We start from the raw sequence: 16,597 nt of genomic DNA on the forward strand, positions 1-16,597 counted from the left end.
ACCTCCACAACAGCTCGAAGGAGCAAACCATGAAGACCTGGCTCAGGCGCGGGGCGATCGCCCTCGGTGTTCTCGTCCTGCTCGCGATCGCCGCCGTGCTCGCCGGCGAGCAACTGGCCGAACGCAGGGCCCGCCGCGTGGTGGACGTGCGCGTGCAGGCCGTCGCCTACCGCGACGACCCGCAGTCGCTCGAGCGCGGCAAGTACCTCTTCCAGTCGCGCGGGTGCGCCGACTGCCACGGCGCGAACGGCGCCGGCCGCGTCTTCGTCGACGACGGCAAGGGACTGCGCATCAAGGGCCCGAACATCAGCCCGGGGCCGGGCAACGTGGTCGCCGCCTACCAGCCGATCGACTGGGTGCGCGCCATCCGCCACGGCGTGGCGCCGGGGGGACGGCCCCTGATGGTGATGCCCAGCGAGGACTACAACCGGTGGACCGACGCCGACCTCGCGGCCCTGGTGGCCCATGTGCGATCGCTGCCGCCGGCCAGCGGCACGGGGGCCGACGTGCAGCTGCCGCTGCCCGCCCGCGTGCTCTACGGGTTCGGGATGATCCCGGACGCCGCTTCCAAGATCGACCACCTGCTGCCGCCGCAGCAGCCCGTGGCCGAGGGCGTGACGCTCGAGCACGGCGCATACGTGGCCAACATGTGCCTGGGCTGCCATGGCCCGCAGCTCACCGGCGGCCGCATCCCCGGCGCGCCCCCGGACTGGCCGGCGGCACCGGGCCTGCGCCCGGGTGCGAACTCCGCGCTGCCGAAGTACCCGACGGCCGAGTCGCTGCAGGCCCTGTTCCGCTCCGGCAAGCGCGCCGACGGCTCGGCCGTGCGCGTGATGCCGTTCGAGGCCCTGTCGAAGATCAGCGACACCGACGTGCGCGCGCTGCATCTTTACCTGCAGAGCCTGAAGGCGAACCCGGCCTGATCGGGCCGGGCCTCGCAGCTCGGCCGCGCCTCTCCTGCTATGGTGCGGGCCATGCTTCGACGCATTGCCATCCTTCTCGCGGCCTGCGCGGCGACGTCCTTCCTGTCGCCGGCCATCGCGCAGGGGCCGGACGTCGCCACCGCGCCGACGGCGCCGGCTGGCGAAACCGCGCCCGCGTCGCCCGCCGTTTCCGGCCTGTGGTGCGGCAGCGGCCCGCTGCACGAATTCAGCCTGCGCCTCACGCAGCGCCAGCAGGACGTCGAGGGCGAACTGGTGCGCCGCGGCCGCGCCCGCACGATCGAGGGCCGCATCGACGGCAACGTGCTGCGCACGCAGGCCACCAAGGTCGGCGCCCTCGTGCTGGAACACCAGGGCGACCAGCTGAAGGTCACCGACGGCGACGGCCCGCTGGTGCTGGTGCGCGGCCAGACCTTCCGCCGCGCCGAATCGGGCACCTGCGCGGGCTGATCCCGCCCGCGCGCGGCGCCGTGCTTGGGTGCGCGCCGTACGGCACCTGTGGGCGGGTTCCTACAGCGTGGCTCTGGCATCGGCCGAACACTGGCGGGCAACCGTCGTTCGACCGGCAGGACCGCAACGTGCAAGAAACGGAATTCCGCACCCTCCTGTACCGCTACTTCTTCTTCGGGTGGCTGTTCCGCGACGTGACGCGCGGAACGCTCTTCGAACGCGCGGCGGCCTGGCGCTACAACCGCGAGCAGGCCCGCTGGCTGCCCACCTACATGTGGCGCTGGATGTGGTGGGGCCTGGCCTTCTACGGGCTCGGGGGCATCGTCGAGCTGGTGCTCGACTCCCCGGTGCTGTCCATGCTCTTCTACGTGCCGGGGGCGCTGGCCGTCCCCGTCAACGCGGTGATCGGCGCGGCCTGGATCGGCTTCAAGGCGCTGCCAGGCCCCTTGTGACCCGCTGACCATGCCTCGCCTGCTCACGCTGCGCGCCGCGCTCGCTGCCATCGCCCCGTTCCTCGCCGCCGCGGCCGGCGCCGCTCCCCTGCCCGCCCTCAACGCCGACCCGCAGTCCGTCACCGTGTCCGGCATCTCGTCGGGCGGCGCGATGGCCGTGCAGGCGCACGTGGCCTGGTCGGGCACCTTCAAGGGCGCGGCCGTGTTCGCCGGCGCCGCCTACGACTGCGCGCAGGGCAACGTGGCGCTGGCCATCGGCCGCTGCCAGGAGGCGGCCACGGCCGCGGAGATCCCGGTGGCCGACCTGGTGGCCACGACCCGGGCCCGGGCGGCCCAGGGCCTGGTGGACGACCCGACCAACCTGGCGGCGAGCCGGGTCTACCTGTTCAGCGGCACGCTGGACCAGACGGTGCGCCAGCCGGGCATGGATGCGGCGCGCGACTACTACCTGAACTTCGTGCCGGCCGCGAACCTCGCCTACGACAACGGCGTGGCCGCGGGACACGGCTGGATCTCGCCGCTGGGCCAGGTGCTGTGCCCGCTGCAGTCCAGCCCCTACGTCAACAACTGCAACATCGATCCGCAGCAGGTGTTCCTGTCCATGTTCTACGGCCCGTTGCAGCCGCGGCAGGTGGGCGCCCTGTCGGGCACGCTGCAGCCGGTGGACCAGGCCGAGTTCCTGGACGACCACGACCCCGCCGCCCACAGCATGGACGCCAATGCCTGGCTGTACGTGCCGGCCGCCTGCAAGCCCGGCGTTCCGTGCCGCTTGCACGTGGCCTTCCACGGCTGCAACCAGTCGTTCTCCAGGATCGGCGACCAGTTCATCCGCCAGGCCAACCTCAACGAGTGGGCCGACACCAACCGCATCGTCGTGCTGTACCCGCAGGCGATCGCCACCCCGCCCACCAATGGCCTGGGATGCTGGGACTGGTGGGGCTACGACAGCGCGGACTACGGCACGCACAAGGGCCCGCAGCTGCTGGCCGTCAAGCGCATGGTGGACCGGCTCACCAGCCCGCCGGGGCTGGCGCGCTGACCGGTCAGCCGCCGCGCTGCTGCGCGAGCCGGAACTCGTTGGCGCCCTGCGCCGAGCCGCTGCCCGGCACGATCTCGCCCGTGCGGTCGCGCACCCGCTCCAGCTGGGCGGCCAGCTGCGCGTCCGCGTCCGGGCCGGTGCCGATGTAGGTGCCCTGCGTGAGCGTGACGTGCGCGGCTTCGAAGGCGCCGGCCCCGGCGCACAGCACCGTGCGCGTGGGCGCCTGCTCCGACGCCAGCACCAGCATCGCCGGCACCACCGACTTCGGCCCGAACGCCTCGCGCATCTCGGCCGGGAACAGGTCCTCGGTCATGCGGGTGGTGGCGGTGGGGGCGAGGCAGTTGACGCGGATGCCGTGCTTCTCGCCCTCGATCGCCAGCGTCTGCATCAGCCCGACCAGCGCGAGCTTGGCCGCGCCGTAGTTGCTCTGGCCGAAGTTGCCGTACAGGCCGCTGGACGAAGTGGTCATCACGATGCGCCCGTACCGGGCCGCCACCATGTGCGGCCAGGCCGCCTTGGTGCAGTGCACGGCGCCCATCAGGTGCACGTCGAGCACCAGGCGGAAGTCGGCCAGGTCCATCTTGGCGAACGACTTGTCGCGCAGGATGCCGGCGTTGTTCACCAGGATGTCGACGCGCCCCCAGGTGTCGACGGCCTGCTGCACCATGCCCTGCACCGCCGCGAAGTCGGTGACCGACGCGCCGTTGGCGATCGCCTCGCCACCGGCCGCGCGGATCTGGTCCACCACCGCCTGGGCCGCGGCCGACGAGCCGCCCGAGCCATCGACGGCGCCGCCCAGGTCGTTGACGAGCACCCTGGCCCCGCGCGCGGCCAGCGCCAGCGCGTGTTCGCGGCCGAGCCCGCCGCCCGCGCCGGTCACGATGGCGACGCGGCCCTTGAAATCCAATGCCATTGCAGAGTCTCCTTGCGAAGCCGGCCACTGTAGCGCAGGGGAAGATGCGGATGGCCGGGCAGCCGTCCGCCGGCCATCATGGGCCACGCAACCCACTGGAGACGACGATGGAGCACGGCAGGAGAACCTTCACCCACTGGCTGGCCGGCGGGCTGCTCGGCGCAGGCGCCGCGCCCCTGCTGGCGCAGGCCCCGGCGTTCCCCAGCCGGCCGGTGCGCATCGTGCCGTTCGGCACCGCCGGCGGGCCGATCGACACGCTGGCGCGCGTCTACGGCGACAAGCTGTCGGCGCGCTGGTCGCAGCCCGTGGTCGTGGACGCCAAGCCGGGCGCGAGCGGCATCATCGCGGCCGACTTCGTGGCCAAGGCGCCGGCGGACGGCCACACGGTGCTCTTCACGCTGCCGCTGACGCACGTGAACAACGCCATCCTGCAGCCCAAGCTGCCCTACGACCCGGTCAGGGACTTCCAGCCGCTGTCGATGCTGGCCACCGGCGGGCCGATGCTGGTGGCGCGCGCGAACGCGCCGTACGCGACCCTGCGCGAATTCGTCGAGTTCGCGAAGAAGAAGGGCCGCATGACCTACGGCACCTGGGGCAACGGCTCCACGGCCCACCTGTTCGGCGAACTGCTGCGCCGCCAGACCGGCGCCGACCTGGTGCACGTGGCCTACAAGTCGGAGGCCGCGGCGCACAACGACCTGTTCGGCGAGCAGCTCGACTTCGCCTGGGCCAATCCCTCCACGGCACGCAACCACAGCCAGGCCGGCAAGATGAAGGTGCTGGGCATCGCGGGCACCAGCCGCGTGTCCACGCTGCCCAACGTCCCCACCTTCCAGGAACAGGGCTTCAGCGGCTTCGACATCGACAGCTGGATCGGCGTCTATGCGCCCGCCCGCACGCCCCAGCCGGTGGTGGACGCGTGGGTGCAGGCGCTGCGCGAGACGACTGCGATGGCCGACGTGCAGGCGCGGCTCACGGCGTTCGGCTTCGAGCCGCTGGGCAACACGCCGGCGCAGTTCCTGGAGCGCTACCGCGCCGACTACCCGCGCATGGCGGAGCTGATCAAGGCCGCCGGCGTCACCCTGGAGTGAGGCCATGCAGGACCCGAAAGCCTCGCTGCACCGGGTGATCCCGATCACCACCGACACCGGCACCGCCTACGGCCGGCCGCCGCCCACGTCGTTCGACGAACTCACCCGGGTCGGCCCCGGCACGCCCATGGGCGAGCTGCTGCGGCGCTACTGGCACCCGATCGGCCTGGCCGCCGATGCCGGCGCAACGCCACGCCAGGTGCGCGTGCTGGGCGAGGACCTGGTGCTGTTCCGCGACGGCCAGGGCCGCCCGGGCCTGGTCCATCCGCACTGCGCGCACCGCGGCGCATCGCTCTACTACGGCAAGACCGAGGAGCGCGGCATCCGCTGCTGCTACCACGGCTGGCTGTTCGACGTGCACGGCCACTGCCTGGAGCAGCCCTGCGAGCCGGGCGGCGGCCGCGCGCGCGAGAAGGTGCGCCAGCCCTGGTACCCGGTGCAGGAGCTGTACGGCCTGGTGTGGGCGTACATGGGCCCGCCGGAGAAGAAGCCGGTGCTGCCGCGCTACGAGTGCCTGGAGGTGCTGGAGGACGGCGAGTTCCTGGAGACGGACGACCGCAGCATCGGCGGCGGCGGCCCGCAGGTGATCGACTGCAACTGGCTGCAGCACTACGAGAACCTGGTCGACCCGTTCCACGTGGTGATCCTGCATTCGGCCTTCAGCGGCACCCAGTTCGTGCCCGAGATGGCCGTGATGCCCGAGGTGACCTGGGACACCACCGACATCTCCGTGCGGACCCTTTCGCTGCGCAAGCTGCCCGACGGGCGCACCTTCCGCCGCATCAGCGAGGCCGGGCTGCCCACGCTGCGCGTGATCCCGTCGCCGCGCGTGGGGCGGTTCGGCCCGGTGGAGTCGCTCGGCTGGGTGCTGCCCATCGACGACACGCACTTCCGCATCTACGTCGTCGGCCGCGTGCGCGAGCCGGGCGAGCTGCAGCGCATGCGCTCGCGCCCCGACGGCCAGCGGCTGTGGGAGGAGATGAGCGAGGAGGACCACCAGCGCTACCCGGGCGACTACGAGGCGATGGTCAGCCAGGGGCCGACGGCCCGGCATTCCGAGGAGCACCTGGCCACCAGCGACCGTGGGCTGGTGATGCTGCGCCGGCTGCTGCGCAGGCAGCTGGAGATCGTGCAGCAGGGCGGCGACCCCGCCGGTGTGGGCTTCGACCCCGAGGCGCCGCCCGTGCGCTTCTCGGCCGGCAACTGGATGGAGTGACGCAGCCGGGGCGCCCCCGGCCTCGCGGCCATGAAAAAAGCCGGGCGGCGCCCGGCTTGTTGTCATCGCGCGGCGGCGATCACATGCGCGTCAGGTCGGAGATGGCGTCCACCACCATGGACGAACCCACCGCGATCAGCAGGATGTCGGCGGCCACGCGCACGTACTTGTAGCCCGCCGGCGCCGGCGGCAGCTGCACCAGCACCGGTTGCGGCACCGGGTAGACCACCACGCCGGCCGGCAGCGGCTGGCCGACGGCGTACTTCTTCGCCTGCCCGGGCGGCATGCAGCCGTTGTTCTTCTTGGCCAGCCCCGGCGGGCAGTGCCTGCCGCCGCCGCCGTACTGCTGCTCGTAGTAGCCGCGCGCGGCATGGCGGTCATGGTCGTTGAAGAAGCCGCCCACGCGGACATCGCGCCGGTCGTCGTTGCGGCGGCCGGACTTGCCGTGGCCGCCGTCGTCGCGATCCTGGTGCCGGTTGCCGTGGCCACCGCCCTTGCCGCCACCGGCCCACTCGGGCTTGTCGGCGAACACCGGCCCGGCGGCGAGCGTGCAAGCGAGCAGCGCGGCGATGGCGCGGCGAACGGAAGCATGGGTCATGGGTCCCTCCACGAGATGTCAGAATTTTCTCAACGGCCACTGTCGAGGCAGCGTTGACCGCTGCCGCGGGCAAATGTGACCAACCGTGAAGGATGTCAAACCGCGGCCAGCGCGGGCGCGACGGCGGCCTTGCCCAGGCCCAGCCGCTCCGGCGCGGTGTACTGCTGGCGGTAGGCCTCGAACGGCATGCTGTCGCGCGATTCGATGTCCTTCTGCTCCTGCAGCGACTCCTGGCTGAGCGCCTCGAACCGGGTCTGCTGCGCGGCCGAGAACGGCAGCGACAGCAGCTTGGAGCGCACCTGCAGCGACTGCGCGCGGGTGAACCCGAGGAACGACCCCGCATGGTCCCGCTGCATCACGTCCAGCACGCGCGCCGAGGGCAGCATCGACGGGTCCTGCAGCATCGCGCGGGCCGAACGGACCGCATCGATGTGGTCGCTGGTGCCGTGCGCCCGGTCGAGCGTCTCGGCCACCGGCACGCACCCGTCGAGCAGCTCGGCGGCCCAATCCGACAGCGCGACCTCGCCGCCGTCGCGCTCCAGGCGCAGGCCCGGTTGGCGTCCGAACGCCGCGGTGCGGTGCTGGTTGCGGCCGATCGCCGCGATCTCCGCCGGCGTGTCCGGCGGGCTGGCGGCCAGCAGGCAGTGCAGGAGGAACACGTCGAGGAAGCGCAGCGTCTGCGGCTTGATGCCGACCGGCACGAACGGGTCGAGGTCGAGCAGCCGCACCTCGACGTACTCGACGCCGCGCTCGCGCAGCGCGTGCAGCGGGCGTTCGCCGGGAAAGATCACGCGCTTGGGCCGGATCGTGCCGTAGAACTCGTTCTCGATCTGCAGCAGGCTGGTGGCGAGCTGGTTGTACTCGCCGCCCGGATTCATGATGCCCACGGCCTCGTAGGCCGGGTACGGCCGCGTGAGCGCCTCGTAGAGCGAATCGGCGTAGCCGTCCAGGCCGTTGTAGCTCACCGCCAGGCTGGCCTGCGCCTCGCTCTGGTACCCCAGCCGCCCCATGCGCAGCGACGTGGCGTGCGGCATGAACATCGTGCCGGGCGCCAGCTCCTGCAGGCCGTGGTCGCGGCCCTCGACGAACGACGAGCACAGCGCCGGCGAGGCGCCGAACAGGTACAGCAGCAGGAACGCGTGGCGGCGGAAGTTGCGGATCAGCGCGAAGTACTCGTCGCTGTCCACGCCCGGCAGCGACCAGTTGTAGTGGATGCCCGAGATGGTCTGCATCCGGCGCCCGTAGCGGTGCGCCAGGCCCATCCGGTACACGCTCTTGGCGCGGCCCACGTTGGAGGAGCCGTAGCGGCCGATCGGGATGTTCTCGTCGGCCGGCAGCAGGCACGGCATGCTGGACACCCACAGCATCTCGTCGCCCAGCGCGCGCACCGTGAACTGGTGGATGCGCAGCAGCTCCTCCAGGCAGGTTTCCGGCGTGGGATGCACGGCCGTGATGAGCTCGAGCTGCGACTCGCTGTAGTCGGTGGTGATGTGCGGATGCGTGAGCGCCGAGCCGAGCGCCTGCGGATGCGGCGTGAGCGCCAGCGCGCCCGCGGCAGTGGCGCGCAGGCTCTCCTTCTCGATGCCACGCCGGATGCCCTGCAGCCGCTGGGCAGGCAGGTTGGAGAGGGCATCGTGCAGGCGGGTCATGGGCAAGGGGTCGCGCCCCGGAACGGGGCAGGGACGCGGAAGGTAACACCTTTGCGGCAAGCTTGCAGCGCACGGTGCCGAGCCGTTTCTGCTAGTCACGGCGGAGTCCCCGGCGCGGGCGGCCGGCAGCGCGATCGAGCACGCCGAAGCGTTGCGCCGCTCGCGCCGCTGGCGCGTGCGCCGGCCGGGGAGCCGGTGGCAGAATCGCCGCACCAGCACGACCTGAGGAGACTCGCATGGCGATCACGGTGCCCGTGTCGATGGGCTACGAGATGGAGGTCAAGGCCAAGGCGGCCGAGGTCTTCGACGTCCTGTCCGACGTGCCGACATCGGTCTCTTTTTTCCCCAAGGTCGACCGGCTCAAGGACCTGGGCGACGGCGTGTACCAGTGGGAGATGGCCAAGGTGGGCACCCCGCAGGTGAACATCCAGACCGTCTATGCGAGCAAGTACACCAGCAACCGGGCCAAGGGCTCGGTGACCTGGAAGCCGGTGCCCGGCATCGGCAACGCGCTGGTGGGCGGCAGCTGGAAGATCTCCGAGGGCAAGGCCTCCACCCACGTCGAGCTCAAGATCGACGGCGAACTGCACGTGCCGCTGCCGGCGCTGATGAAGATGGTGGTGGCACCCGTGGTCGAGGGCGAGTTCGAGAAGCTCGTCGAGAAATACCTGGCCAACCTGGCCAGGCGCTTCGGCGGCGAGGTCTGAGCCGCCCCTCCGCGCCGCGCTGCGCTCTGCGCGCTCAGTCGCGGCGCAACACCTTCAGCAGCCAGGCATTGAGGTCGCGGATCTCCTCCATGCAGACCGAATGCGCCATCGGATAGACGTGCCAGCTCACGTCGTAGCCCAGCTCGCGCAGGTGCTCGCACGACTGCTGCCCGCGCGCGAGCGGCACCACGTTGTCCATGCTGCCGTGGGCCAGGAAGATGGGCGTGAGCGCATTGGCCGCGCTGCGTTCCTGCCCCGTCGTCGCGGCGAGCGGCAGGTAGCCTGACAGCCCCGCGATGCCGGCCAGGCGCTCGCGGTGGCGCAGGCCCGTGAGCAGCGCCATGGCGCAGCCCTGCGAGAAACCGGCCACGACGATGCGGCCGGCGGCGATGCCCCGCTCCTTCTCGCGCGCGATCAGCGACTCCACCAGCGCCAGCGAGTCGCGCAGGCCCGCCTCGTCCTCGCGCCGCACCAGGTCCGCGCCCAGGATGTCGTACCACGCGCGCATGCGGTAGCCGTTGTTGATGGTCACGGGCATCACCGGCGCATGCGGGAACACGAAGCGCACCGGGCCCACGGCCTGCAGTTGCAGCTCGCTCGCGATCGGAACGAAATCGTTGCCGTCCGCGCCCAGGCCGTGCAGCACGATGACGGTGGCGGTGGGATCGGGCCCGGTCTCGGTCTCGATGGTGTCCAGCAGGCTCATGGGAAAGGGTCCAAAGGGGGGCTGACGCAGGGCTCGCCATTGTCCTACAGGCCCGCGACGCCGCGCTGGCCCACACTGGGCCATCCCCAGCCACAGTGAAGACAAAGGAAGAGCGAGATGCAGGTCCAGGTGAACACCAGCAACGGCGTGGAAAACAAGGAGGCGCTCGATCGCTGGGCCAACGAGTACCTCAACGAATCGCTGGCAAGGTTCGCGCAGGACATCACCCGCGTCGAGGTCCAGCTGCGCGACACCAACAGCGCCAGGAAGGGCGCCGACGACATCCGCTGCATGCTCGAGGCCCGCATCGCCGGCCGCGAGCCGGTGGCCGCCACCCACCATGCCGCCACGCAGGACGAGGCGTTCCGCGGCGCGACGCAGCGCCTGATCCACCTGCTCGATCACACCTTGGGCAAGCTCGATCGCCACCATCACCGCGACCGCGACACCATCCGCAAGGACGCCAGCGCCAGCGCCGTCGACTGAGCGCCGCGGGCGCCACGCGGCGCTTCGCTACCATCGCGCCTCGCACGACAGGAGGAATGCGCGATGGCGATGGACGTGATCGATTACGAGATCCGCGGCGCGGAGATGCAGTTCGTGGAGATCGAACTGGATCCGGGCGAGGCGGCGGTGGGCGAGGCCGGCAGCATGATGTTCATGGATGCCGGCATCGGGATGGACACGGTGTTCGGCGACGGCAGCAACCAGCAGGGCGGCCTGTTCGGCAAGCTGCTGGGCGCGGGCAAGCGGCTGGTCACGGGCGAGTCGCTCTTCACCACGGTCTACACCAACAACGCGCCGGCCAGGCAGCGCGTCGCGTTCGCGGCGCCCTACCCCGGCAAGATCCTGCCGATGGACCTGCGGCAGCTGGGCGGCACGCTGATCTGCCAGAAGGACGCGTTCCTGTGCGCGGCGCGCGGCGTGTCGCTGGGCATCGCGCTGCAGCGCAAGCTGGGGGCGGGCTTCTTCGGCGGCGAGGGTTTCATCATGCAGCGCCTCGAGGGCGACGGCCTGGCCTTCGTGCACGCCGGCGGCACCGTGGTGCGCCGCGAACTGCAGCCCGGCCAGGTGCTGCTGGTGGACACGGGCTGCGTCGTCGCGTACACGCCCTCGGTGTCGTTCGACATCCAGTACGTGGGCAAGGTCAAGACGGCGCTGTTCGGCGGCGAAGGCCTGTTCTTCGCCCGCCTCGCGGGCCCGGGCACCGTGTGGCTGCAGAGCCTGCCGTTCTCGCGCCTCGCCTCGCGCGTGTTCGCGGCCGCGCCGCAGGCAGGCGGCGGCTCGCGCGAGGAGGGCTCGGTCCTGGGCGGCTTCGGCGCGGGCGGCCTGCTGGGCGCCGTCCTGGGCGGCGACGAGGATTGAGAACGGGCTAGTCGCCCGGCCGGGCGGAGCGCTCGAGCGGCCCGTGGAAGCCGAGGAACGACGCCCCGTCCGGATTCGCGTACCCCTCCCACAGGTCGTCGCCGTGGCGCAGGGCGCGCGTGGTGCAGGCGGACAGCAGCAGGCAGGTGGCGATCAGGCAGGCGGCTCGGCGCATTCGGGGGTCTCGATGTCGAAGACCCGAAGGTAGGCCGGCCGCCGCGTCCGGCTCGTAGGAACGCGCAGCCAGCCGCCGTCGGCAGGCACCGCCGCGGCCATTGCACACCGGGCGCGACGCAATGGAGCCCATCGGTGCGCGGTTTTCCCCCACAAGCACGAGGCACCCGCGTATATTGGCCCCGCGCCCGGTGCCGCGCCGCGGCCGGCGCGACCCTCACAAGGAGCCCGTGATGAACCTGAAGAAGATGACCTGCCGTGCCCTGATCGTGTCGATGTTCGCGCTCTCCGTGCAGGCCGCGGGAGCCGGGATGATCGGCGCCGAGCAGGCCGCCGCAGGGACCGCGCAATCCGATCGGTCGACGGTCATGGAGGTCCTGGCGCGCGCCGGCACCGCCTCGCGCCTGCAGGCCATGGGGGTCGATCCAGTGCAGGCCCGCGAGCGCGTGGCGGCGATGAGCGACCAGGAGGTCAGCCAGCTCGCCCAGGACATCCGCAACGCCCCTGCCGGCGCCGACGGCGGCACGGTGGTCGCGGTGATCGTCATCGTCGCGGCGATCTGGTACTTCGCCTTCCGCCGCTGAGGCAGGGGCTGACCCGGGTGCGCTGCGGCGCTCTTTCCAGCCAGGCCCGCCTTCGTGCGGGCCTTGCCTTGTGGTGGCGCCAGGGCCTGGCCGCCACCTTCGCGGTGCTGCTCGCCGGCTGCGCCCAGATGGTGCCGCAGACCATGGGCCTGCGCACGGACTGGCCCACCGGCGTGCCGCAGAGCACGCAGATCGGCGGCGTGCCCTTCTTTCCCCAGGACGATTACCAATGCGGCCCGGCCGCGCTGGCCACGGTGCTCGCCTTCTCCGGCGTCGCCATCACGCCCGAGCCCCTGGTCGACCAGGTCTGGCTGCCCGCGCGGCGCGGCAGCCTGCAGCTCGAGCTGCTCGCGGCGGCGCGCCGCCATGACCGCGTGTCGTACGTGCTGGCGCCGCGCTACGCGGACGTGCTGCGCGAAGTGGGCGCGGGCAACCCGGTGCTGGTGCTGCAGGACGTCGGCCTGGTCACCACGCAGTGGCACTACGCGGTGGTGAACGGGTTCGACTACCCCAGCGGCACGGTCTACCTGCGCTCGGGCACGAACCCGCGGCTGGAGATGCCGTTCACCGCCTTCGAGCGCAGCTGGATGCCCGGCGGCTACTGGGCCATGGTGTCCATGCCGCCCGAGCGCATCCCGGCCACCGCCACCGAGGACGCCTGGATGAATGCCGTGCTGGCGATGGCCCGCGTGGCCCAGCCCGCGGCCGCGGCGGCGGCGTTCCGTGCCGCCCTCGCCCGCTGGCCGGACAACCAGGCCGCCGCGGTCGGCCTGGGCAACCAGCTGCATGCGCGCGGCGATCTCGACGGCGCCGCGGCCGTGCTGGCGGACGCGCGCCGGCGCCATCCCGACTCGGCCATCGTGGCCAACAACCTGGCGCAGGTGCTGTCGGATCTCGGCCGTCAGCAGGAAGCGCTGGCGCTGCTCGATCCGCTGGTGGGCGACAACGGCAATCCGTTCGCCTCCGAGCTGCGCGCCACCCGCGAGCTGATCCTGCGGCGGCTGCAAGGCCCCGCCGCCGCGCCGGCGCCCTCGCCCTCGCCCTCGCCCTCGCCCTCGCCCTCGCCCTCGCCGCGCTAGCGGTCGGCCGGCGTCGGCCCCCCGCACGGGTGGCCGCCTACACGCGCTCGCGACCGCGGCTTGCGGCGCCGGCCCGGGTGCTCGCCCATCCTGCACACGTGCCCGCCGGGTGCCGCGCTACGAGACAGGTATCGGTCTTCCGCTCCATTCCCTCAGGAAAGCGAAACGAACGAACATTGTCCAGCGGCCGCGGTGGGCCTTTTCCTGCCCGCGGCGCTGCCCGCGCACCTCCCCGATCGACCAGCTGCCGCGCCCACGGAACGTCCGACGGGGCCCGGCGTGTTCTGCCTACAGCGCAGGCAGGGACCGCTGCCTACGCTGGATGCACACACCATCCAATCGCTCGCGGGAGTCTCCCATGCCCAGGCAGTCCGTCCGCTTCCTCACGTTGCTGGCCCTCGTGCTGGCGGCATTCGGCGTTCACGTACGTGCCCTGGCGGCCCCGCTGCCCGAGATGGAAGCGGCCAAGGTCCGCGAGGTGATCGTCGTGCAGTTGTCGGCGCTGGCGCTCGACGACGCCGACAAGGCGTTCGAGACCACCACCCCCGCCGTGCGCCAGGAGATCGGCAGCCCGGGCCGCTTCCTCTCGATGGTGCGCGGCTCCTACCCGATGGTCTACCGCCCCTCGTCGGTGAGCTTCCACAAGCCCGAGATGGAGGACGGCAGTGTGCTGCAGCTGGTGGAGATCAAGGACGACCGCGACAAGTCGTGGCTCGCCCTGTTCGCGCTCGAGCAGCAGCCGGACCAGAGCTGGCGCATCAGCGGCTGCGTCGTCATCGAGAACCACTGGCTGTCGACCTGACGCCAGCCCCCCAGCGGCCGGGCAGCGACAGCAGGCCAGAAAAAAGCCGGGCATCGCCCGGCTTTTTCATGGGGCGCAGGCACCTCAGTTGCGGTCGGCGCGGGCCGCGCGCTTCTTGGCGCGCTTGTCCATCGTGCTGTCCGAGCCCGAGACGACCGGGTCGTTCGCGCGCATCGTGGTGCTCGAGGTGCTGGTGCTCGAATCGCTGGACATCGTGTTCGACGAAGCCGGGGTGCCTGCCGTGCCCGAGGCGCCCATCGCCGAGGACGACGACGGCGTGGCGGTCGCGGCCGTGTCGCTGGCGGCCGGGGCAGCCGCGGCGCCGCTGTTCATGGAGCCGCTGGCCTGGCCCGCATTCGGCGTGCCGGTCGTGCCCTGGGGCAGGCCCTTCGAATTGATCTGGCCGGCGCCCGTGGCCGGATCCTTCACGGCGGGGTCGGGCGGCGTGCCCTGGGCGGCGGCGGCGCCCGCGACGGCGATGGTCGCCACGGCCAGCAGGGTCTTCAGTTGCTTCGATGCGTTCATCCACTACTCCTTTGTTGACGTTGTGCGCCGGTCGGGCCGGCTGCGCAAGCGTCGCGCGTGCTCGGCTTTCGCAACGTCAGCAGGCGGCGTCGACCGCTGTCGGACAGCGGCCGCGCGTCAGAGCTGCGAGAAGACCTCGGCGCCCGACTCGGTCTCGGGCAGCACATAGACCACGCCTTCGCGCCGTCCGAGCAGCGGCTCGATCACATCGAGGTAGAACTTCACCGGCACCACGACGCAGCCGAGCGACAGGCGCCGCTCCTGCGGCTGCGAATCGGCCAGCCGCGCCGCGCGCATGGCGTGCGAGCGTCCGGGCCGCAGCCGGTGGATGGCGAGCGCCGCGTCGTAGTCGAACCAGACGACCGGCTCGCCGGCGAGGTTCACGCCCGGCTGGGTCTCGAACCGGCCGGCGGGCGTCGTGCGTTCCTCCAGCGGCAGGTGGCCGCTCTGGGCCCGGTCGCCGACGCCCGGGGCGCTGGTGTCGCCGCGCGCCGCACCAAGCAGCACCGGCGTCGCGGCGCGCAGGCGTCCGCCGGTTTCGAAGACGTACAGGCGCGCTTCCTTCTTGTCGACCACCAGGAACGGCTTGCCCTCGGCATCGCCGCTGCGGCGCACCCACTGCACCATGCGCCAGGCCTCCGCCGAAGGCCGCTGCTTGTCGAAGCCCGCATCGTGCGGCGCCGCCAGCGCGGCGCCGGATGCGATCACCCACGCCACGCCCAGCAGCGCGGCCCTGCCCGTCCATTGCATCCGAGTCCCCATCCATGCCCGCGCCGCGAGGCGGCGCCGCCTGCGAGCCGCGGGCGGTTCCCCTGCGGCTCAGTCAGCGCGGATGCTAGCCACGCGCGGCGTGGCTCGGCCGCACGGGGCGGCCCATGGATGGGTTCTCGGGGGCAGCGTGGTTTATTTCACGCCGGTGAGCGCCAGGCCGGCGAGGCGGGCGGGCGCGTCGACGTCGTACGAGCCGAACTGCTGCTGGGGCGAGCGCGTTTCGGGCAGCACGTAGACGATGGCGCCGGTGCGGTCCACGGTCGGCCGCACCACCTTCTCGTAGAAGGCCGGCGGCAGGTTGATGCAGCCGAAGGAGATCCGGTTGTCGGCCGAGGTCGGCGACGCGAGCCGCTCGAGCCGGTGCTCGGCCTGGACGAGCGGGCGCACGCGGTGCATCGAGACGGCCAGGTCGTAGGAGACCCAGACGACGTCCTCGTGGCCCGAATTGACGCCCGGTTCGGCGACGAAGCGGCCGGCCGGCGTGGTCTTTTCCTCGGGCAACACCTGCGACAGGGGCTTCTCGCCGATGCCCGGGACAGGGTCGTCGCCGACGGCGGCGCCGAGCAGCGCCGGCGAATCGGCGACCAGCCTGCCGCGCGGGTCGAACACCCAGACGCGCGCGTCCTTCTTGTCGACGATCACGAACGAGTGGCCGTGCTGGTCACCCGAGTCCACCACCCAGTTGGCCAAGTGGCGCACGTCGGGCGTGGGCGACCTGCGGCCGAAGTCGGCCCGGCGCGGCACGTGCTGCAGCGACGGCGAGCGCTTGAGCAGCGGTGACAGCGGATGGTCGCCATGCCCCGCCGCGGGGTTCTGCGTCCACAGCCCGTAGCCATAGCCCACCGCGGCGGCGGCCAGCAGCATCGGCCACATCGTGCGCAGCCAGCCCGGCTGGGTGTGCGGCTGCGTCGTGGGCGCATGGGGGTCGTCTTGGCGGGGGGGCTGCATGGTGCTGCGGGGTCAGTCGGGCGGACAAAAAACAAAGGGCGGACCCTCGCGGGCCCGCCCTTCCCTTTTCACTGGAGCGAAGACGCTCTTTAGTTGCGGTCGGCGCGGGCGGCGCGGCCGCTGGTCGTGCTGTCGGTCGAGCTGGAGCCCATCGTCGAGCCGCTGCTCGAAGGCGTGGAGCTGGAGCTGGAGCTGGAAGCGGCCGGGTCGGTGCTGGTGGAGCCGGTGCCGGAGGCGCCCATGCTGCCCGACGAGCTGGTGCTCGGCGTGGCGCTCGGCGTGGTGGTGGTCGTGGTCGTCGTGGTGCCGGAGCCCGCGCCCATCGTGCTGGACGAACGATCGGTGCTGCTGCTCGGAGCCGAGGCGGCGCCCATGCTGCCCGTGCTGCTGGCGCCGGAGCCGGCCGTGCCGCCACCCGTGGTCGGGGCCGTGGTGCTGCTGCTGCTGCTGGCGCCGCTGCCGCTGGTGGTGCTGTCGGAGGTGCCGGTGCCGGAGGACGTCTGGGCCAGGGCGTAGCCGCCGAATGCCAGGGCGGCCGCCGCCGCGAGGGTCGTGAGGGTGGTCTTGGTTGCGCTCATGTCGAACTC

At 72.0% G+C, this 16,597-nt stretch carries 21 protein-coding genes; 13 read left to right on the forward strand and 8 right to left on the reverse strand.

What is annotated here, in order from left to right; genetic code table 11:
* Positions 1-29: 29 nt before the first annotated feature.
* The 4 genes from AC3ANR_RS15660 to AC3ANR_RS15675 all read left to right on the forward strand — a co-directional run bounded on the left by AC3ANR_RS15660 (position 30) and on the right by AC3ANR_RS15675 (position 2,882).
* Positions 30-923 carry a c-type cytochrome gene (locus AC3ANR_RS15660; RefSeq protein ID WP_488289031.1) on the forward strand — a complete coding sequence of 298 codons (894 nt, stop codon included), beginning with the start codon at positions 30-32 and terminating at the stop codon, positions 921-923.
* A 51-nt stretch (positions 924-974) separates the two neighbouring features.
* The gene (locus AC3ANR_RS15665) at positions 975-1,391 is read left to right on the forward strand and encodes a hypothetical protein (protein ID WP_488289032.1); all 417 of its coding nucleotides are present in this window, start codon (positions 975-977) and stop codon (positions 1,389-1,391) included.
* A gap of 128 nt (positions 1,392-1,519) precedes the next feature.
* Complete coding sequence (locus tag AC3ANR_RS15670; protein WP_488289033.1) at positions 1,520-1,843, forward strand: hypothetical protein; 324 nt, start codon at positions 1,520-1,522, stop codon at positions 1,841-1,843.
* Between the two features lie 10 nt (positions 1,844-1,853).
* Positions 1,854-2,882 carry an extracellular catalytic domain type 2 short-chain-length polyhydroxyalkanoate depolymerase gene (locus tag AC3ANR_RS15675; RefSeq protein WP_488289034.1) on the forward strand — a complete coding sequence of 343 codons (1,029 nt, stop codon included), beginning with the start codon at positions 1,854-1,856 and terminating at the stop codon, positions 2,880-2,882.
* A gap of 4 nt (positions 2,883-2,886) precedes the next feature.
* Here the strand turns inward: AC3ANR_RS15675 and AC3ANR_RS15680 are convergent, their stop codons facing one another.
* Positions 2,887-3,795 carry an SDR family NAD(P)-dependent oxidoreductase gene (locus AC3ANR_RS15680; RefSeq protein WP_488289035.1) on the reverse strand — a complete coding sequence of 303 codons (909 nt, stop codon included), beginning with the start codon at positions 3,793-3,795 and terminating at the stop codon, positions 2,887-2,889.
* A gap of 107 nt (positions 3,796-3,902) precedes the next feature.
* Between AC3ANR_RS15680 and AC3ANR_RS15685 the strand changes: the two genes are divergently transcribed.
* Together AC3ANR_RS15685 and AC3ANR_RS15690 are read left to right on the forward strand one after the other, a co-directional pair.
* A complete protein-coding gene (locus tag AC3ANR_RS15685) occupies positions 3,903-4,886 on the forward strand; it encodes a Bug family tripartite tricarboxylate transporter substrate binding protein (RefSeq protein ID WP_488289036.1) in 984 nt (327 codons plus the stop codon).
* A gap of 4 nt (positions 4,887-4,890) precedes the next feature.
* Positions 4,891-6,102: a Rieske 2Fe-2S domain-containing protein gene (locus tag AC3ANR_RS15690; RefSeq protein WP_488289037.1), complete on the forward strand. Its 1,212-nt coding sequence runs from the start codon at positions 4,891-4,893 to the stop codon at positions 6,100-6,102.
* Positions 6,103-6,181: 79 nt separating this feature from the next.
* Here AC3ANR_RS15690 and AC3ANR_RS15695 read toward each other — a convergent pair whose 3' ends face one another.
* Together AC3ANR_RS15695 and gshA are read right to left on the reverse strand one after the other, a co-directional pair.
* The gene (locus AC3ANR_RS15695) at positions 6,182-6,700 is read right to left on the reverse strand and encodes a hypothetical protein (protein WP_488289038.1); all 519 of its coding nucleotides are present in this window, start codon (positions 6,698-6,700) and stop codon (positions 6,182-6,184) included.
* A gap of 95 nt (positions 6,701-6,795) precedes the next feature.
* Positions 6,796-8,349: a glutamate--cysteine ligase gene (gene gshA, locus AC3ANR_RS15700; RefSeq protein WP_488289039.1), complete on the reverse strand. Its 1,554-nt coding sequence runs from the start codon at positions 8,347-8,349 to the stop codon at positions 6,796-6,798.
* A 236-nt stretch (positions 8,350-8,585) separates the two neighbouring features.
* Between gshA and AC3ANR_RS15705 the strand changes: the two genes are divergently transcribed.
* Entirely contained in the window at positions 8,586-9,056 is a 471-nt protein-coding gene (locus AC3ANR_RS15705; protein ID WP_488289040.1) for an SRPBCC family protein, read from the forward strand.
* A 34-nt stretch (positions 9,057-9,090) separates the two neighbouring features.
* Here AC3ANR_RS15705 and AC3ANR_RS15710 read toward each other — a convergent pair whose 3' ends face one another.
* The gene (locus AC3ANR_RS15710; RefSeq protein WP_488289041.1) at positions 9,091-9,762 is read right to left on the reverse strand and encodes an alpha/beta hydrolase; all 672 of its coding nucleotides are present in this window, start codon (positions 9,760-9,762) and stop codon (positions 9,091-9,093) included.
* Between the two features lie 117 nt (positions 9,763-9,879).
* On the opposite strand from AC3ANR_RS15710, the gene AC3ANR_RS15715 reads away from it, so the two are divergent.
* Both AC3ANR_RS15715 and AC3ANR_RS15720 read left to right on the forward strand, forming a co-directional pair.
* The gene (locus AC3ANR_RS15715; protein WP_488289042.1) at positions 9,880-10,248 is read left to right on the forward strand and encodes an HPF/RaiA family ribosome-associated protein; all 369 of its coding nucleotides are present in this window, start codon (positions 9,880-9,882) and stop codon (positions 10,246-10,248) included.
* 63 nt (positions 10,249-10,311) lie between these two features.
* Positions 10,312-11,127 carry a TIGR00266 family protein gene (locus AC3ANR_RS15720; protein WP_488289043.1) on the forward strand — a complete coding sequence of 272 codons (816 nt, stop codon included), beginning with the start codon at positions 10,312-10,314 and terminating at the stop codon, positions 11,125-11,127.
* A gap of 7 nt (positions 11,128-11,134) precedes the next feature.
* Here the strand turns inward: AC3ANR_RS15720 and AC3ANR_RS15725 are convergent, their stop codons facing one another.
* Entirely contained in the window at positions 11,135-11,302 is a 168-nt protein-coding gene (locus tag AC3ANR_RS15725; protein WP_488289044.1) for a hypothetical protein, read from the reverse strand.
* Between the two features lie 232 nt (positions 11,303-11,534).
* On the opposite strand from AC3ANR_RS15725, the gene AC3ANR_RS15730 reads away from it, so the two are divergent.
* From AC3ANR_RS15730 to AC3ANR_RS15740, 3 genes are all read left to right on the forward strand, one after another.
* Positions 11,535-11,885: a PA2779 family protein gene (locus AC3ANR_RS15730; protein ID WP_488289045.1), complete on the forward strand. Its 351-nt coding sequence runs from the start codon at positions 11,535-11,537 to the stop codon at positions 11,883-11,885.
* 68 nt (positions 11,886-11,953) lie between these two features.
* Positions 11,954-12,964: a PA2778 family cysteine peptidase gene (locus AC3ANR_RS15735; protein WP_488289046.1), complete on the forward strand. Its 1,011-nt coding sequence runs from the start codon at positions 11,954-11,956 to the stop codon at positions 12,962-12,964.
* A gap of 358 nt (positions 12,965-13,322) precedes the next feature.
* Positions 13,323-13,766 carry a DUF4864 domain-containing protein gene (locus AC3ANR_RS15740; protein ID WP_488289047.1) on the forward strand — a complete coding sequence of 148 codons (444 nt, stop codon included), beginning with the start codon at positions 13,323-13,325 and terminating at the stop codon, positions 13,764-13,766.
* 84 nt (positions 13,767-13,850) lie between these two features.
* On the opposite strand, the gene AC3ANR_RS15745 is transcribed toward AC3ANR_RS15740, so the two are convergent.
* From AC3ANR_RS15745 to AC3ANR_RS15755, 3 genes are all read right to left on the reverse strand, one after another.
* Entirely contained in the window at positions 13,851-14,291 is a 441-nt protein-coding gene (locus AC3ANR_RS15745; RefSeq protein ID WP_488289048.1) for a hypothetical protein, read from the reverse strand.
* 117 nt (positions 14,292-14,408) lie between these two features.
* The gene (locus AC3ANR_RS15750; protein ID WP_488289049.1) at positions 14,409-15,041 is read right to left on the reverse strand and encodes a L,D-transpeptidase; all 633 of its coding nucleotides are present in this window, start codon (positions 15,039-15,041) and stop codon (positions 14,409-14,411) included.
* Positions 15,042-15,194: 153 nt separating this feature from the next.
* Positions 15,195-16,010 carry a hypothetical protein gene (locus tag AC3ANR_RS15755; protein WP_488289050.1) on the reverse strand — a complete coding sequence of 272 codons (816 nt, stop codon included), beginning with the start codon at positions 16,008-16,010 and terminating at the stop codon, positions 15,195-15,197.
* Between the two features lie 93 nt (positions 16,011-16,103).
* On the opposite strand from AC3ANR_RS15755, the gene AC3ANR_RS15760 reads away from it, so the two are divergent.
* Entirely contained in the window at positions 16,104-16,526 is a 423-nt protein-coding gene (locus AC3ANR_RS15760) for a hypothetical protein (RefSeq protein WP_488289051.1), read from the forward strand.
* Positions 16,527-16,597 lie beyond the last annotated feature (71 nt).

The sequence above is a fragment of the Ramlibacter sp. JJN2-2R genome, assembly GCF_057747835.1.

Excerpts from the sequence above, each read along its gene's own strand:
- AC3ANR_RS15720 (WP_488289043.1), top strand. The coding sequence starts at position 10,312 with ATGGCGATGGACGTGATCGATTACGAGATCCGCGGCGCGGAGATGCAG.
- gshA (WP_488289039.1), bottom strand. The coding sequence starts at position 8,349 with ATGACCCGCCTGCACGATGCCCTCTCCAACCTGCCTGCCCAGCGGCTG.
- AC3ANR_RS15740 (WP_488289047.1), top strand. The coding sequence starts at position 13,323 with ATGCCCAGGCAGTCCGTCCGCTTCCTCACGTTGCTGGCCCTCGTGCTG.
- AC3ANR_RS15665 (WP_488289032.1), top strand. The coding sequence starts at position 975 with ATGCTTCGACGCATTGCCATCCTTCTCGCGGCCTGCGCGGCGACGTCC.
- AC3ANR_RS15745 (WP_488289048.1), bottom strand. The coding sequence starts at position 14,291 with ATGAACGCATCGAAGCAACTGAAGACCCTGCTGGCCGTGGCGACCATC.
- AC3ANR_RS15675 (WP_488289034.1), top strand. The coding sequence starts at position 1,854 with ATGCCTCGCCTGCTCACGCTGCGCGCCGCGCTCGCTGCCATCGCCCCG.
- AC3ANR_RS15705 (WP_488289040.1), top strand. The coding sequence starts at position 8,586 with ATGGCGATCACGGTGCCCGTGTCGATGGGCTACGAGATGGAGGTCAAG.
- AC3ANR_RS15730 (WP_488289045.1), top strand. The coding sequence starts at position 11,535 with ATGAACCTGAAGAAGATGACCTGCCGTGCCCTGATCGTGTCGATGTTC.
- AC3ANR_RS15710 (WP_488289041.1), bottom strand. The coding sequence starts at position 9,762 with ATGAGCCTGCTGGACACCATCGAGACCGAGACCGGGCCCGATCCCACC.
- AC3ANR_RS15680 (WP_488289035.1), bottom strand. The coding sequence starts at position 3,795 with ATGGCATTGGATTTCAAGGGCCGCGTCGCCATCGTGACCGGCGCGGGC.
- AC3ANR_RS15715 (WP_488289042.1), top strand. The coding sequence starts at position 9,880 with ATGCAGGTCCAGGTGAACACCAGCAACGGCGTGGAAAACAAGGAGGCG.
- AC3ANR_RS15685 (WP_488289036.1), top strand. The coding sequence starts at position 3,903 with ATGGAGCACGGCAGGAGAACCTTCACCCACTGGCTGGCCGGCGGGCTG.
- AC3ANR_RS15755 (WP_488289050.1), bottom strand. The coding sequence starts at position 16,010 with ATGCAGCCCCCCCGCCAAGACGACCCCCATGCGCCCACGACGCAGCCG.
- AC3ANR_RS15660 (WP_488289031.1), top strand. The coding sequence starts at position 30 with ATGAAGACCTGGCTCAGGCGCGGGGCGATCGCCCTCGGTGTTCTCGTC.
- AC3ANR_RS15725 (WP_488289044.1), bottom strand. The coding sequence starts at position 11,302 with ATGCGCCGAGCCGCCTGCCTGATCGCCACCTGCCTGCTGCTGTCCGCC.
- AC3ANR_RS15750 (WP_488289049.1), bottom strand. The coding sequence starts at position 15,041 with ATGCAATGGACGGGCAGGGCCGCGCTGCTGGGCGTGGCGTGGGTGATC.
- AC3ANR_RS15690 (WP_488289037.1), top strand. The coding sequence starts at position 4,891 with ATGCAGGACCCGAAAGCCTCGCTGCACCGGGTGATCCCGATCACCACC.
- AC3ANR_RS15695 (WP_488289038.1), bottom strand. The coding sequence starts at position 6,700 with ATGACCCATGCTTCCGTTCGCCGCGCCATCGCCGCGCTGCTCGCTTGC.